Genomic DNA, 14,211 nt, shown 5'->3' on the forward strand with positions numbered 1-14,211 from the left:
AATTTTCAAAGACCATTGTCATCTTGCAACTTGTTTGTCGCTTGTTCTTGATGACGATATTTATGATATCACAATTATAAATGCCTTTTCATTTAGTCTAATCTATTTAACATAATTAAATTAATATTTCTTTAAATTACGTCTTTTTTCTCCATTTTTCTTTTATAGATACACTTGGTTCAGTTTTACTATGATTAGTATGTCTTTTTTGTATTTTAAATCGAAATTTATCTTAATCTTATTTATTATGGTTACATTTTGACTTCTTAGTTATCATATTTTCATTCATAATATAAGATTATCTAAAATATATTTGTAAATATAAATTACTAGAGAACTTACTTTGAAAAGTAAGTTCTCTAGTAATTAAATCTCTTTTTATATTTATAAATTTTCTCTCTTTTCAAAAATGCTTTATTGTGCAAAATTAAATATAATTCCAATAATAGCTGATAGAGCTATATAAAAAATTGGTGACTTTTTAAACTTGTTTATTAAAAAGTATAAAATTATAGCTAATATTAAAGCTTTAAAAGAAACTATGTCAAAAATATTATGCGTTTTATCATATTTATCTAAAGTCAATATTGATATCTTAACTATCTCAAATCCAGCAGCAAAAAGAAGTCCTGTTGATGCTGGACGTAACCCATAAAAGCAATCCGCAACAATTTTATTTTCTTTAAATTTGCTTAATACTCTTGCTACAAGTAGAATTATAATAATTGAAGGAACAACAATACCTATAGTTGCAACAATTCCTCCTATAATACCATCAGTTGCATAACCAACATAAGTTGCCATGTTAATTCCCATTGCTCCTGGTACTGATTGAGATATAGCAACCATATTTGCAAGATCAGTATGAGTAAACCAATGTGTTCTATCTGAAATATCATAAAGAAATGGAATAGTAGCTGCTCCTCCACCTACTGCAAAAAGGCCAACCTTAAAAAATTCAAAAAACAATCTAACTATTAGCATTTTTTCTACCTCCAAGTCCCTTAAGTACAATACCAGCTATTCCTGCTATTATTATAAATAGAACAGGAGATATATTTGTAAATATAGAAAAACCAGCTACAAATATAAAAATCATCAATGTCTTAACATCAATAACTGATGTCTTCACTAGTTTTATTGCTGTATTTAAAATTAGTACAGATACACATACACGAATACCTGCAAAGGCATTTTTAACTATTGGAAGATCAGAAAAATTCCCAATAAAAGTAGCAATTATTGTTATTAATATTAAGGATGGTGTTACAAATCCAAGAGTTGCAAATATTCCTCCTAAATTACCTTTTCTTTTATGTCCTATAAATGTAGCAGTATTTACTGCAATTACCCCTGGAGTACATTGTCCAATTGCATAATAATCCATGAGTTCTTCATTGGTAATCCATTTTCTTTTTTCGATTATTTCTTTTTGTAGTATTGGAAATAAAGCATATCCACCACCAAAATTCATAAATCCTAGTTTTACAAAAAGAAGATATAATTCAATTAATTCTTTCATATATAAGAACTCCTTTCTATTGACTAATTATTTAAAATCTATAATATTTACAAAAAAAATTTTTTATATTAAAGTTTACTTAATATAAAAAGTAAAGCGAGGTCTTATCATGGATATAAAACATCTTAAATATTTTATTGCTATTGCTGAGGAAGGAAATATAACTTCTGCTGCGAAAAGACTACATATTTCACAGCCTCCTTTAAGCATGCAATTAAAACTTCTTGAAGAAGAATTAGGTACAAAGCTTATTGAAAGAGGATCTCGTAGCATAACTTTAACTGATTCAGGCAAACTTCTATATAAACATGCTTGTAATATAGTATCTTTAACTAATACAGCCATAAAAGATTTAAGGGATTTTGATAATGGTGTCAAAGGAACTTTAAGACTTGGAACCATATCATCATCTGGTACTGAACTCTTATCTCATAGAATGAAAGATTTTCACCAAGCAAATCCTAATATAAAATTTGAAGTCCATGAAGGAACAACATTTGAAATGCTTGATATGCTTGAAAACAACATTATTGAGATAGCATTAGTTAGAACCCCATTTAAATCTAAAAATATAGTCTCTTACTTTTTAAAATCAGAACCAATGGTTGCTGTTGCTAAAAAAGAATACTTTATTGGTATAGATAAAGATGTAATTTCTATTTCCTCTTTAGATAATAAACCTTTAATTTTCTATAGACGTTTTGAATCTTTAATAACATCAATCTTTGAAAAAAATAATATTAATTTAAATTGTTTTTGTAAAAATGATGATGCTAGAACTACATTGCTATGGGCTAAAGCGGGACTTGGAATAGCACTTATTCCAAAATCAGCATCAAAAATGATTGAAATTCCTAATCTTCAATTAAAAGTATTAGATGAGCCCAATTTATGTACAAGTCTCGGAGTAATCCATAGAAAAAGTACTCCACTTTCAAAAGCTGCCGAAAGTTTTATAAAATTATTTATCAATAATAATAATATATAACCTTAGTGTTTTAAATAGCTTACTTATATAATATACCATTTTATATCCTTTACAAAAAAATATATAAAAAATATGTTTATAATATATTTTTTATATATTAAGTAAAAATAATTCTTATAATATAAGCAAAAAAATAGCATAGAAAGATTTCTGTAATATTCAAAATTAATGTTAATCTAACTTATATTTAATCTGATTATTTAGTCTTATTAATTAATAATTTTGTTAACTATTCTGTAAAAAAAATATATAATATAATTAATTTTTCAAATAAAAAAAGGAGTGGTTAAATTGAAAAAGTTGCTTATACCAATTTTGATTATTATAAGTTTTTCAGTAATATTTTTAGGTTGTACTAATTCCTCCTCTAACTCATCTGTAGAAATAATCAATAATAATCAAGCAAATTCTAATAATAACAATAATTCTAATAATACTGAAAAATCCAACGCTAATAACAATTCATCACATAATAATAATAATATTTCCGAAAATAATAATAATAAAGTAAATTCAGATACAGAAAAATTATTAAAAAATATAAAAGACAAAGCTGCAAAGGGCCAAGTTATTGATTCTAACTTTACTTTAGGCGATTCAATATATACTGTAACTTCTAAGTTAGGAGAACCTTCCAGTGAGGATTATGTTGCTGAAGCTAAAGGAACCTATTTTAATTTTGATTCCTATAACTTATCCTTTGGATGTAATAAAGGAGATCAAATCTTTGAAATCAGATCTTTAGATAAGAATTTAAATAACTTAGACTTAAATGATGTAGAAAAACTTTTCGGAAAACCTGACTACGATGTAACCACTAAATCAAAAGAAAAAATTATTGGATATAAGATAACAAAGGATTTTAAAATACTGTTTGTTTTTAATACTAGTACATATAAGTTAAAACATTACTCTGTTCTATATCCAGGTATAACTCAAAACTCTATGGCTGGAGATAGCGGAAGAGAATGGTAAATCAATATAATTATCTTTAAATATAAAAAGAGTTACAGAATTTCTGTAACTCTTTTTTGGTGCACCTAGCAAGATTCGAACTCGCGACCTGTGGATTCGAAGTCCAACGCTCTATCCAGCTGAGCTATAGATGCTTATATTTAAATAAAAAAAAGATAACCGAAATGGTTATCTTTTGAATGGAGCGGGTACCGGGAATCGAACCCGGGTATCCAGCTTGGAAGGCTGGTGTTCTACCATTGAACTACACCCGCATATGGAGCGGAAGACGAGACTCGAACTCGCAACTTTCACCTTGGCAAGGTGACACTCTACCATTGAGTCACTCCCGCATGAATGCTTGTTTAAATTTAATTGGTGCAGATGAAGGGAGTCGAACCCCCACGCCGTAGGCGCTAGATCCTAAGTCTAGTGCGTCTGCCAATTCCGCCACATCTGCAAATTAAATTTGGTGATCTGCCAGGGAATCGAACCCTGGACACCGTGATTAAAAGTCACGTGCTCTACCGACTGAGCTAGCAAATCAAGTTTTGGCTGGGATAGCAGGATTTGAACCTGCGAATGACGGAGTCAAAGTCCGTTGCCTTACCGCTTGGCGATATCCCAATATGGGGTGAGCGACGAGACTCGAACTCGCGACAACCAGAGCCACAATCTGGTGCTCTACCAACTGAACTACGCCCACCATATGGTGTACCTTAAGGGATTCGAACCCCTGACCCACGGCTTAGAAGGCCGTTGCTCTATCCAGCTGAGCTAAAGATACACATTAATAAATTTTGAAATGATTTTAAACATTTATGGAGCGGGTACCGGGAATCGAACCCGGGTATCCAGCTTGGAAGGCTGGTGTTCTACCATTGAACTACACCCGCATAATGGTCGGGGTGACAGGGATCGAACCTGCGACCTCATGGTCCCAAACCACGCGCGCTCCCATCTGCGCCACACCCCGAAGTGTGGTGTACCTTAAGGGATTCGAACCCCTGACCCACGGCTTAGAAGGCCGTTGCTCTATCCAGCTGAGCTAAAGATACACATCAAACAATATTTATTTTAAATGTTTTTTAACATTTTGTCAAGCATTTTTACTTAACATTTTAAATATTTAGTGGAGCGGGTACTGGGAATCGAACCCAGGTATCCAGCTTGGAAGGCTGGTGTTCTACCATTGAACTACACCCGCATATTGGAGCGGAAGACGAGACTCGAACTCGCAACTTTCACCTTGGCAAGGTGACACTCTACCATTGAGTCACTCCCGCATAAAAATGCTTTAGTATAATTTAATTGGTGCAGGTGAAGGGAGTCGAACCCCCACGCCGTAGGCGCTAGATCCTAAGTCTAGTGCGTCTGCCAATTCCGCCACACCTGCAAATTAAATTGGTGATCTGCCAGGGAATCGAACCCTGGACACCGTGATTAAAAGTCACGTGCTCTACCGACTGAGCTAGCAAATCATAATTTTAAAATTTTGTTTTGGTGATCTGCCAGGGAATCGAACCCTGGACACCGTGATTAAAAGTCACGTGCTCTACCGACTGAGCTAGCAAATCACATTTTGGCTGGGATAGCAGGATTTGAACCTGCGAATGACGGAGTCAAAGTCCGTTGCCTTACCGCTTGGCGATATCCCAATATGGGGTGAGCGACGAGACTCGAACTCGCGACAACCAGAGCCACAATCTGGTGCTCTACCAACTGAACTACGCCCACCATATGGTGTACCTTAAGGGATTCGAACCCCTGACCCACGGCTTAGAAGGCCGTTGCTCTATCCAGCTGAGCTAAAGATACACATTGAAAACAAAATTTATTTTAATTAGTTTGAAATGTTTTGTCAAGCATTTTTTGCTTAACATTTTAAACATTTTGTGGAGCGGGTACCGGGAATCGAACCCGGGTATCCAGCTTGGAAGGCTGGTGTTCTACCATTGAACTACACCCGCATAATGGTCGGGGTGACAGGGATCGAACCTGCGACCTCATGGTCCCAAACCACGCGCGCTCCCATCTGCGCCACACCCCGAAGGCTTTGTTTCACCGCCGCTCTCTCGCGACGACAATAGTTATTCTACAGTATACTTATTATTCTGTCAACACTTTTTGCAAAGTTTTTTTTAAAAAATTTATCGAATCCTCTGAACCCCTGATTAAATCTAGGTTTTCTTTTCAAAAAAAGTGTTAATACATAACATTTTTTATATATTAACACCTATTCTTGTTAAATTATATTCTAATTATATAGCAAAAAATCTCACACTTGTATTATCACCATTTATATCCATAAATGCTATACTAGCTTCACCATCTTTAGGTATAGAGGGGCTACCAGGATTAATAATCCACATATTTCCTTCTTGTAATGCTATTTTTCTATGTGTATGTCCAAAAATAACTCCGTCCACTCCTAATTCCATTCCTCTATAGTATATTCTGTCTAAGCCATATTTAACCTCATACTTATGTCCATGGGTTATTAAAAACTTTTTCCCTTCTATTTCAATGACTTGTTCTACTTCGCCATCTTTCTCATAATCACAATTACCTATAACGGCATATACCTTTCCATTAAATCCTGAACTTAAAAGCTTAGCATCATTTATACTATCTCCTAAATGTATAAGCACATCTGAATCATTTAATAACGTTTTTATATATTCAATAACATTTGTAACTCCATGTGTATCACTTACTATAGCTACCCTCATTCCTTCTCCTCCTATTTAAGTAAATCTTTTAACTTACTCTTTAGTTTTTCTAAAGCTCTCCCTCTATGACTAATAGCATTTTTTTCATCTGAAGTCATTTCTGCAAAAGTCTTTTTATATTCTGGTACAAAGAATAATGGATCATATCCAAACCCTTCATTTCCACTTAACTCTTCTAAAATTATCCCATAGCTTTTTCCTTCAGCTACTATCTTTTCTCCCTTATCTGTAACAGCTACTATTACGCATATAAAATTAGCCTTTCTATTTTCCTCTTTAATACCTTTTAATTCATTTAATAACTTTTCATTGTTTTTTGCATCATTGCCGTGTTCCCCAGCATATCTAGCTGAATATATTCCTGGTTCTCCATTTAAATATTCTACTTCTAAGCCAGAATCATCAGCCATTACAATAAAATCACATTCACCTTGGCTATCTAAATATTTTCTTATTTCATCAGCTTTCTTAAAAGAATTCTCTTCAAAAGTTTTCCCATCTTCCTCAACATCTATGTCTATTCCAGCTTCTTTTAAAGATAATATCTCAAAATCAAAATCCTTTAATATTTCTTTTATCTCTTTAATCTTATGTGCATTATTACTTGCTAATATAAATCTTTTCATCTTATTCTCTCCCTGTTCCAATCCATAAAGAATCAGTTTTTAAAGCATCTTTTTGTGCTTGTATCATTTGTCTTGCTCCTTTTTCAGCAAGATTTAATAATTCATCCAATTCTTTTCTTGAAAAAGGACCAGCTTCTCCTGTTCCTTGAATTTCTATAAACTCGCCCTCTTCTGTCATGACAACATTCATATCAACCTTGGCAATATGATCTTCCTCATAACATAAATCTAATATTTTCTCTCCACCTACTATCCCTACACTTATTGCACTAACAAAATTTCTTACTGGATATACCTCAAAAGGTTTCTTTTGATGAAGTTTATTTACAGCATCAATTAAAGCTACAAAAGAACCGGTAATAGAAGTTGTTCTTGTTCCACCATCAGCTTGAAGAACATCACAATCTATCCAAATAGTTTTTTCTCCTAAAGCTTTCATATCTACAGCGGCTCTAAGTGCTCTTCCTATAAGCCTTTGTATTTCCATTGTTCTTCCATCTATTTTTAATTTATTTATATCTCTTTGCTTTCTACTTTGAGTACTCCTTGGAAGCATATTATATTCAGCAGTTATCCATCCTTCACCTGAACCTTTTAAAAAAGGTGGAACCTTATCTTCTATAGAAGCAGTACATAATACCTTTGTATCTCCTACTTCTATTAGTACAGAACCCTCAGCATACTTTGTGAAGTTTCTTGTTATTTTAACTGGTCTTATCTGTTCTTTTTTTCTTCCACTACTTCTCATTCAATATCTCCTTACCTTATTTTAATTTCAAACACTAATTATAAGAATAGTATATTGGTTATTTTATCCTTTATCAATATTTTACCTATTAAAATCCACTAATAAATATACTTACGAAAATTACTTAAACTCTATATTTTCTATAAAGGTATTATATACTCACCAGGTAATATTTATAATAAAAATTCATATTAATATATATAAGAAATAATATCATGAGGTGAATTATTTGAAATATATAGGTTCATTCTTCAAAAAAAATTCTCTTTCAAAAGAAGAGATAAAATCACAATTACTTTTTCTTTCAAAAGAATCAGTAAACCACATAGTACTTGAATCTAGATGTGGAATATCTACAAACTATAAAAATCTTAAAGAAAATTTTAAAAAAGATGAAATTTCCTTTTTTAAAAATAATACTCCATTAGTATGCATATACAGAAAAGCAAAACCTAATATCTATTCTTCTAAGTATTCAAAAACTTGGGATGATACAACATTTAAAAAGGATATCCCTATTTCCTCTAATGCATTAATGACCCTTTCTATTTTAAGACTTTGTCCTTACTATGAAAAGTTTAAAAAAATTAATAATGCTCTCTATAAAAAAGTTGCTTTTTATAAAAATTTAAGCAAACTACAACTTGACTTTTATTATAATTATCTAAGAAATCCTGAAGGTTTCTTTGTAAATAAAAAAAATGAGGATTCTTCATCTAAATCTGGATTGAACATAAGTGAAAAAGAGGATGCTATATCTTATTCAGATCAAGCGTTTATGATGTTAGCATACTATTTGTATAGTACTATCTGTCCTGAAGATCCAGATAGTAAAACTTATGAAGACTTTGCTTTTCAAATATTAAACATGTTCATCAATTTTAAGGATGAAATTTACTCACTTCCACTAGATGAATGTTGTAAGATAAACTATTGTTTAAATAACATGCTTCTATACTCTAATAGCGAAGATTGTAAGTCCTTAGTTTTAGACTTGTCTGACTTTATACTAAATAAATACTACGAATCAAGTAATACATTTTCTGACATTGAAACAACATCACTTTTAGCATTAAATATGTACTTAAGCTACAAGAATACAAACATACTTATATTTAAAGATGCTTACTTAGACTTAATTGAACTTTTCAGCAACATGTTTAATGATGATAAAGGAATAATAATAAAAGGAACAGATAAAAAAGAATATAAATATTCTAACGTTGAAATCTGTTTATACTTAACAAATCTCTTAATATCTTTTGATATAGATAAAGAAGGCTCAGAAAAAAGAGAAAATATAATAGCTAAAGTCTATAAAAACTATGTGATAAATTCTGGAATGGTTACTAGTTTCCCAGACGCTCCAAACCTAGATTCTCATGAAAGATATAAAAAATTCTCTTTAAAACCAGATGATTTAATTGATGAATCAATGTTTAGAATAACAAATGCTAATAGTCCTGAACTTACTGGAATGGCACCTATCTTTGTAAAGAATATAAAATACTCTAATAGAAAATCAATTTTCACTTCTGATAAAACTACTTTTGATAGTACAAAAAATATGTTTATATTCTTTGTATTTATAGATAGCTTTATTGATAGATATATTGATTATATTACTGATGCAAATGTAGAAGAAAAATATACTCTTTCAATAGAAAAAATAGAAGCAATAAAAGATGTAGAGAACATAGACAAACTAGATGTCAATAAAACACCAGATATAGAGGATCCTTTAATTCCTCCAAATACTATAGAAACAGAAGATAAAATTATAAAAGAACCAAGCAAAATTCATCCAATTCCTCCTCCAGTAACTAATGGAATTTTACCTAGAGAAATTTCTGAAGGCTCTAATACAACTGATGTAAAAGAAGAAAATCTAGATGATAAAATGAAAAATGTTCTTACTTCCACAGATTTGTGATAAAAAGCTGTATCAAATATTATTTGATACAGCTTCTTTATTAACTACTATATTTAAATATTAAATTCCCATTTCCATCTATAAATAGATAATTAACCTTTTGAGATTTACACCAAACATCATTTTTAAAATATAAGCTTATTAAACTCAAGTTCTCTTCTTTTAAAAACATTTCTTTTTCTTTATTTTCTAAATTTTCCTCAGTATTACTATCAACTGAATCCTTTTCCTCATTTTCTAAATCACTGATCTCTTCTTTGGATTCTTCTAATAATTCTTCATCTTTATTTAAATTTAATTCCACTAAAGCTATATTAAAATCTCCTTTTTTTATAACTTCATCAATTCCCTCTTCATGTACTTTAATTATACTTTTTATAGATAACTCTTTTTCTAAGAAACTTTTTAGCTCATTTGCTAATATTTTATCCTCTTCTTTATCTTCTATAATTATTTTTAATACTTCATTTTCATCAATACATTTTTTCAATTTACTTTTTGCTATTTCTCTATAATTATTTTTTTCCCCATCACTTATTTTATGATTTAATTCACTACTTTGTTTATTTTTTAATGAGAGCTTTTCTTTATTATCTATTAAATTCACATAAGGTTCTCCCAAATTATTTTTTAATATATTACTTTCATTAATCAGAACATTCATAATAGAAGATATTCCTTGGCTTAATTCAGGATTTTCACTATTTACAAGCATAACCTTTAAAGTTTCATTATTAAATTTACTTAAGTCCTTATATAAACCTAAGTCATCTGAATATATTATTGGAGGATTTTTTAAAATATCTACTTTATTCAAATTAAAAGCAGCTAGTTCAACTTCATCAGCTTCTTTTTCCTTTAAAACTACATCTTTTATTTCAAGTTGACTTTTATTATATGGGTTGTCTTTCAAGTGAATAAATCCATTATCAGTTATATCATATATAGTATAAGGACCAGTATATGATACTTGATTAAAATCTTTTTTATAATTATCTAAAGGTTCATTTAAATCTCTTAATCTATATATAGGTTTTGATAATTTTTTTAACAATTGATCATCCTTATTATTCATTCTTATAGTAAGTGTATAATCATCTGGGCTATTAATAGCTACCTTACTAAAATCTGATTTTCCTTCTCTATATTCCTTAACTCCATATATGCTATCTAATTCATCACTTGAATACTCTTCATTATCTGGACTTAATAACTCCCTAAAGAATATCTGAAAATCTTTAGCTACTATTTCCTTACCATTACTCCACTTATTTTCCTCATTAATCTTAAATGTATATTCAAGTCCATCTTCACTAACCTTCCATCCCATAGCTAGGTCTGGGATTGGCTCTCCTTTTTCATTTAACTCAATTAATCCTGAAAATATAGAGCATGTTAAATCTTCTTCTCCCCTACTTACGAACTCACTAGGGCTTATAGAATTTGGTAGGCTATCAACTGCATATATTAAGCTTTCATTAGTTTTAAAATTAACAGTAGAAACTGGAGTTACCTCTACATAACTCTTCAGCAAACCTACGCTTAACAAAACTATTAAACATATAAATAAAATTACTTTCTTCATGTAAATATCTCCTTCAATAATCTTTTACCCTCTAGATTATTGACAATTTTAATAAAAGAAATACTTACACCTTAGAATAAAGATTTAAAACTTAATTTATCATAGGAAATATGATGATGTTTTTTCCTCTTTATCCATCTTTGCTTAACAACAAACTCTTTTCCATCTAAAAGTTTTATTTTGTTTATAAATCTATCTGTTTCTACTCTGTTATAGACATCCTGTTGAAATACTCCCGTAGTTATATATACGCCTTTATCAACTTCTCTATCTTGCATTAAATGTATAAATCTATCATAATCATAAATTGTTACAGCTAATATTTTGTGAAATGCTATTAATGTCTTCTTTCTACTAGAACTTATTTCGATTAAAAATTCATTATTATTTTTTTTGATTATTTCATAATTTAAATTTTCTTTAATACACTCTTTAATTATTATTTGACTTACTTTTTTTATTGATATTTTCCTGAACTTCATAAGTGACTTTTCTATATTTTTTGAGTTCAATAAAATATAAAAGGATTTGAGCATAGTTTTCTCTCCTCATTTATTGCTTACTAAATTATATGTTCTAATGTAATAATTATTTAACACTATTTTTTCCTATTATTATGGTATAATTTATTTATTATTTTATATGGAGGTAAAGTTAGATGACTTTAGCAGTTCAAGTTATTGCTATACTTTTCATGCTAACAATGATGTTCTTAGGAATCTGGAGTTTTGTTATAGCTAACAAGGCATATAGACAAATAAAATATAAAAATTATTTACTTGAAAAAATAGCACATAACATATCTCTAATAAGAAATAAAGAAAAAATATTTGATAACTTAAATGATATGGATGACTCAGTTTCATATTCTGAAATAAAAGAAAACCTTTTAGATAAAGATGATATAGCTGAACCAGCTTTAGAAGAAGATATAGAGATATCAAAAGAAATTGAAGACGCTATAGAAATAAGCGAAAAATAAAAGTCATGTGAGATTAATCACATGACTTTTATTTTTTGCTATGTTGATTTTTATATCATATTTTCAAATTCTTCTTCACTTAATATAGTAACACCTAAAGATTTTGCCTTATCATATTTTGAACCTGCAGCTTCTCCTGCTATTACAAAGTCAGTCTTTTTACTTACACTTCCAGCAACCTTTGCTCCTAAAGACTCTAATTTTTCTTTTATTGAAGTTCTAGAATAGTTTTCTAAAGTACCAGTTACAACTACTGTTTTACCCATAAATGGACTTTCTAAAACTTCCTTTTTCTCATAATGAGGATTTACTCCAAGAGCTAATAATTCATTTATAACTTTTAAAGTTCTTTCCTCTTTAAAGAATTCTATTATACTTCTAGCAACTATATCTCCAACATCTTGAACAGATACTAATTCCTCAAAAGTAGCCTTTTCTAAATTATCTAAAGACTCAAATCGCTTAACTAGATCCTTAGCAGTCTTAACTCCTACATTAGGAATTCCTAAAGAATATAAAAAGGCTTCTAAAGTACAATTCTTACTTTTTTCTATAGCATCTAAAAGATTTTGAGCTTTCTTTGGACCAAATTTATCTAAGTCTAATAATTTTTCATACTCTAATTTATAAAGATCTGATATATCTCTTATATCAAGTTTTTCAAATAATTGCTCTGCTGTTCTTTCAGAGAATCCTGCTATATTCATAGCTTCTCTTCCTGCAAAGTGAACTATAGTTTTAACCATTTGAGGCTTACACCCTAAAGTATTTTCACAATAAATGTGAACTCCTTCATGAACTAAGTGAGCTCCACAAGCTGGGCATACCTTTGGTTCTTCAATTTCTTTTGTACCCTCTAAACTTTCTGGAACTACTCCCATAATTTCTGGAATAACATCATTACTTCTTCTTACGAAGACTTCAGCACCTAATCTTACTCCTTTTCTAGCTATATCGTCCATATTATTTAAAGTAGCTCTCTTAACAGTAACCCCTGCTAACTCTACTGGTTCCAAGATAGCCGTTGGTGAAACTCTACCACTTCTACCTACATTCCATTCAACATCTAAAAGTTTAGTTGTAGCTTCTTGAGCCTCAAACTTATATGCAATAGCCCACTTAGGGAACTTAACTGTATAACCTAAAAGTTCTCTTGTTCTTATATCATCTATAGCTATAACTAATCCATCTATGTCATAATTTAAATCAAATCTTATATCTCTTATATAATCAATTTCTTTTTGAATTTCATCTAATGTAGTGCATTCTCTAATGTAATCATCCATTGGAAATCCCTTAACTTTTATGAATTCTAGCATCTCCATATAAGTTTTAAATGGAGTTCCTTCCTTATATCCAATATCATAGAAGAAAGCTGAAAGATTTCTTTTAGCTGTCTCTGCTACATTTAGATTTCTTAAAGCCCCTGCTGCTCCATTTCTTAAATTTTTAAGAGGAGTATCCGCTTCTGAATTATATTTTTCAAAAGCTTCAGTGGTCATAACAGCTTCTCCATGAATTTCTAAAAAGTCATGACAATTTATTTTTAAAGGTATTGATTTTATAGTTTTGACTTGGGCTGTTACATCTTCTCCAATAGCTCCCGTACCTCTAGTTGCACCAGTAACCAACACTCCATTTTCATCATAAGAAAGGTTTATTGTTAAGCCATCAAATTTTTTAGTTAAAATATATTTTAATGGTGGTAATTCTTCACCTGAAGTTCTATTATATTCTTCAATAAACTTAACATTTCTATTATGCCATTCTTTAATTTCATCTAAAGATTGCGCTTTATCTAAACTCCAAAGTCTAGCTTTATGAGTATATTTCTTAAATTCAGGAAGAATTACATCGCCAACTCTTTGAGTAGGTGAATATGGTAATTTATATCCTATTTCCTTTTCTAAATCTACTAATTCATAGTACTTTTTATCATAATCTTTATCTGTTACTGAAGAATTTCCTAAAACATAATACTCATATGCATACTTATTTAATTCTTCAACTAACTCTTCTATTCTTTTTTTCTTATCCATTTTACTCATCTACTCCTTATTAAAGTAAATTTCCATTATAAAATTAAGGCTACTTATTATTATTGATTTTTACATAAAACTGTAAAACCATATTTCACCTAA

The 14,211-nt window shown here is 30.0% G+C and carries 12 protein-coding genes and 21 tRNA genes; 4 read left to right on the forward strand and 29 right to left on the reverse strand.

The features are described 5' to 3' along the window. Positions 1 to 414: 414 nt before the first annotated feature. Entirely contained in the window at positions 415 to 984 is a 570-nt protein-coding gene (locus tag AC2A4K_RS14800; RefSeq protein WP_322505426.1) for a chromate transporter, read from the reverse strand. Then, positions 971 to 1,522, reverse strand: coding sequence for a chromate transporter (locus AC2A4K_RS14805; RefSeq protein WP_322505425.1), 552 nt, complete (start codon positions 1,520 to 1,522; stop codon positions 971 to 973). Before AC2A4K_RS14805 ends, AC2A4K_RS14800 begins: the two co-directional genes overlap by 14 nt. A 109-nt stretch (positions 1,523 to 1,631) precedes the next feature. Here AC2A4K_RS14805 and AC2A4K_RS14810 point away from each other — a divergent pair, with 109 nt between their 5' ends. Both AC2A4K_RS14810 and AC2A4K_RS14815 read left to right on the forward strand, forming a co-directional pair. Further along, positions 1,632 to 2,510 carry a LysR family transcriptional regulator gene (locus AC2A4K_RS14810; protein ID WP_322505424.1) on the forward strand — a complete coding sequence of 293 codons (879 nt, stop codon included), beginning with the start codon at positions 1,632 to 1,634 and terminating at the stop codon, positions 2,508 to 2,510. 282 nt (positions 2,511 to 2,792) lie between these two features. After that, the gene (locus AC2A4K_RS14815) at positions 2,793 to 3,485 is read left to right on the forward strand and encodes a YjgB family protein (protein WP_488458831.1); all 693 of its coding nucleotides are present in this window, start codon (positions 2,793 to 2,795) and stop codon (positions 3,483 to 3,485) included. Positions 3,486 to 3,542: 57 nt separating this feature from the next. Here AC2A4K_RS14815 and AC2A4K_RS14820 read toward each other — a convergent pair. From AC2A4K_RS14820 to rph, 24 genes are all read right to left on the reverse strand, one after another. Continuing rightward, positions 3,543 to 3,619, reverse strand: a tRNA-Arg gene (locus AC2A4K_RS14820). A gap of 46 nt (positions 3,620 to 3,665) precedes the next feature. Continuing rightward, a tRNA-Gly gene (locus tag AC2A4K_RS14825) sits at positions 3,666 to 3,739 on the reverse strand. A 3-nt stretch (positions 3,740 to 3,742) separates the two neighbouring features. Further along, positions 3,743 to 3,817, reverse strand: a tRNA-Gly gene (locus AC2A4K_RS14830). A 23-nt stretch (positions 3,818 to 3,840) separates the two neighbouring features. Continuing rightward, positions 3,841 to 3,924: transfer RNA gene (locus tag AC2A4K_RS14835), tRNA-Leu, on the reverse strand. A 10-nt stretch (positions 3,925 to 3,934) separates the two neighbouring features. Continuing rightward, positions 3,935 to 4,010: transfer RNA gene (locus AC2A4K_RS14840), tRNA-Lys, on the reverse strand. A gap of 6 nt (positions 4,011 to 4,016) precedes the next feature. Further along, positions 4,017 to 4,091: transfer RNA gene (locus AC2A4K_RS14845), tRNA-Gln, on the reverse strand. 3 nt (positions 4,092 to 4,094) lie between these two features. Then, a tRNA-His gene (locus AC2A4K_RS14850) sits at positions 4,095 to 4,170 on the reverse strand. A 4-nt stretch (positions 4,171 to 4,174) separates the two neighbouring features. Next, positions 4,175 to 4,251 (reverse strand) — tRNA-Arg (locus tag AC2A4K_RS14855). 35 nt (positions 4,252 to 4,286) lie between these two features. After that, positions 4,287 to 4,360: transfer RNA gene (locus tag AC2A4K_RS14860), tRNA-Gly, on the reverse strand. A 4-nt stretch (positions 4,361 to 4,364) separates the two neighbouring features. Next, positions 4,365 to 4,440, reverse strand: a tRNA-Pro gene (locus tag AC2A4K_RS14865). A 5-nt stretch (positions 4,441 to 4,445) separates the two neighbouring features. Further along, positions 4,446 to 4,522 (reverse strand) — tRNA-Arg (locus AC2A4K_RS14870). 75 nt (positions 4,523 to 4,597) lie between these two features. Next, positions 4,598 to 4,671: transfer RNA gene (locus AC2A4K_RS14875), tRNA-Gly, on the reverse strand. A gap of 4 nt (positions 4,672 to 4,675) precedes the next feature. Beyond that, positions 4,676 to 4,750: transfer RNA gene (locus AC2A4K_RS14880), tRNA-Gly, on the reverse strand. 26 nt (positions 4,751 to 4,776) lie between these two features. Further along, positions 4,777 to 4,860 (reverse strand) — tRNA-Leu (locus tag AC2A4K_RS14885). 9 nt (positions 4,861 to 4,869) lie between these two features. Further along, a tRNA-Lys gene (locus AC2A4K_RS14890) sits at positions 4,870 to 4,945 on the reverse strand. Positions 4,946 to 4,965: 20 nt separating this feature from the next. After that, a tRNA-Lys gene (locus tag AC2A4K_RS14895) sits at positions 4,966 to 5,041 on the reverse strand. 6 nt (positions 5,042 to 5,047) lie between these two features. Then, a tRNA-Gln gene (locus AC2A4K_RS14900) sits at positions 5,048 to 5,122 on the reverse strand. A 3-nt stretch (positions 5,123 to 5,125) separates the two neighbouring features. Then, positions 5,126 to 5,201: transfer RNA gene (locus tag AC2A4K_RS14905), tRNA-His, on the reverse strand. A gap of 4 nt (positions 5,202 to 5,205) precedes the next feature. Then, positions 5,206 to 5,282 (reverse strand) — tRNA-Arg (locus AC2A4K_RS14910). Between the two features lie 78 nt (positions 5,283 to 5,360). Next, positions 5,361 to 5,434, reverse strand: a tRNA-Gly gene (locus AC2A4K_RS14915). 4 nt (positions 5,435 to 5,438) lie between these two features. Continuing rightward, positions 5,439 to 5,514: transfer RNA gene (locus tag AC2A4K_RS14920), tRNA-Pro, on the reverse strand. 211 nt (positions 5,515 to 5,725) lie between these two features. Continuing rightward, entirely contained in the window at positions 5,726 to 6,196 is a 471-nt protein-coding gene (locus tag AC2A4K_RS14925; RefSeq protein WP_322505128.1) for a metallophosphoesterase, read from the reverse strand. An 11-nt stretch (positions 6,197 to 6,207) separates the two neighbouring features. Beyond that, on the reverse strand, positions 6,208 to 6,822 hold the full coding sequence (locus tag AC2A4K_RS14930) for an XTP/dITP diphosphatase (protein WP_322505127.1): 615 nt from the start codon (positions 6,820 to 6,822) through the stop codon (positions 6,208 to 6,210). Position 6,823: 1 nt separating this feature from the next. After that, positions 6,824 to 7,570 carry a ribonuclease PH gene (gene rph / locus AC2A4K_RS14935; RefSeq protein WP_322505126.1) on the reverse strand — a complete coding sequence of 249 codons (747 nt, stop codon included), beginning with the start codon at positions 7,568 to 7,570 and terminating at the stop codon, positions 6,824 to 6,826. A gap of 229 nt (positions 7,571 to 7,799) precedes the next feature. Between rph and AC2A4K_RS14940 the strand changes: the two genes are divergently transcribed. After that, the gene (locus AC2A4K_RS14940) at positions 7,800 to 9,503 is read left to right on the forward strand and encodes a hypothetical protein (RefSeq protein WP_416173365.1); all 1,704 of its coding nucleotides are present in this window, start codon (positions 7,800 to 7,802) and stop codon (positions 9,501 to 9,503) included. Between the two features lie 40 nt (positions 9,504 to 9,543). Here AC2A4K_RS14940 and AC2A4K_RS14945 read toward each other — a convergent pair whose 3' ends face one another. Continuing rightward, on the reverse strand, positions 9,544 to 11,088 hold the full coding sequence (locus AC2A4K_RS14945) for an ABC transporter substrate-binding protein (protein WP_322505124.1): 1,545 nt from the start codon (positions 11,086 to 11,088) through the stop codon (positions 9,544 to 9,546). Positions 11,089 to 11,159: 71 nt separating this feature from the next. Next, a complete protein-coding gene (locus tag AC2A4K_RS14950; RefSeq protein WP_322505123.1) occupies positions 11,160 to 11,570 on the reverse strand; it encodes a restriction endonuclease in 411 nt (136 codons plus the stop codon). Positions 11,571 to 11,746: 176 nt separating this feature from the next. Between AC2A4K_RS14950 and AC2A4K_RS14955 the strand changes: the two genes are divergently transcribed. Further along, positions 11,747 to 12,070 (forward strand): hypothetical protein, encoded by a 324-nt coding sequence (locus AC2A4K_RS14955; protein ID WP_322505122.1) that lies wholly within the window; start codon positions 11,747 to 11,749, stop codon positions 12,068 to 12,070. 50 nt (positions 12,071 to 12,120) lie between these two features. On the opposite strand, the gene ligA is transcribed toward AC2A4K_RS14955, so the two are convergent. Continuing rightward, positions 12,121 to 14,109 carry an NAD-dependent DNA ligase LigA gene (ligA, locus tag AC2A4K_RS14960; protein WP_322505121.1) on the reverse strand — a complete coding sequence of 663 codons (1,989 nt, stop codon included), beginning with the start codon at positions 14,107 to 14,109 and terminating at the stop codon, positions 12,121 to 12,123. Between the last annotated feature and the right edge of the window lie 102 nt (positions 14,110 to 14,211).

The sequence above is a fragment of the Clostridium sp. LIBA-8841 genome (assembly GCF_057782475.1).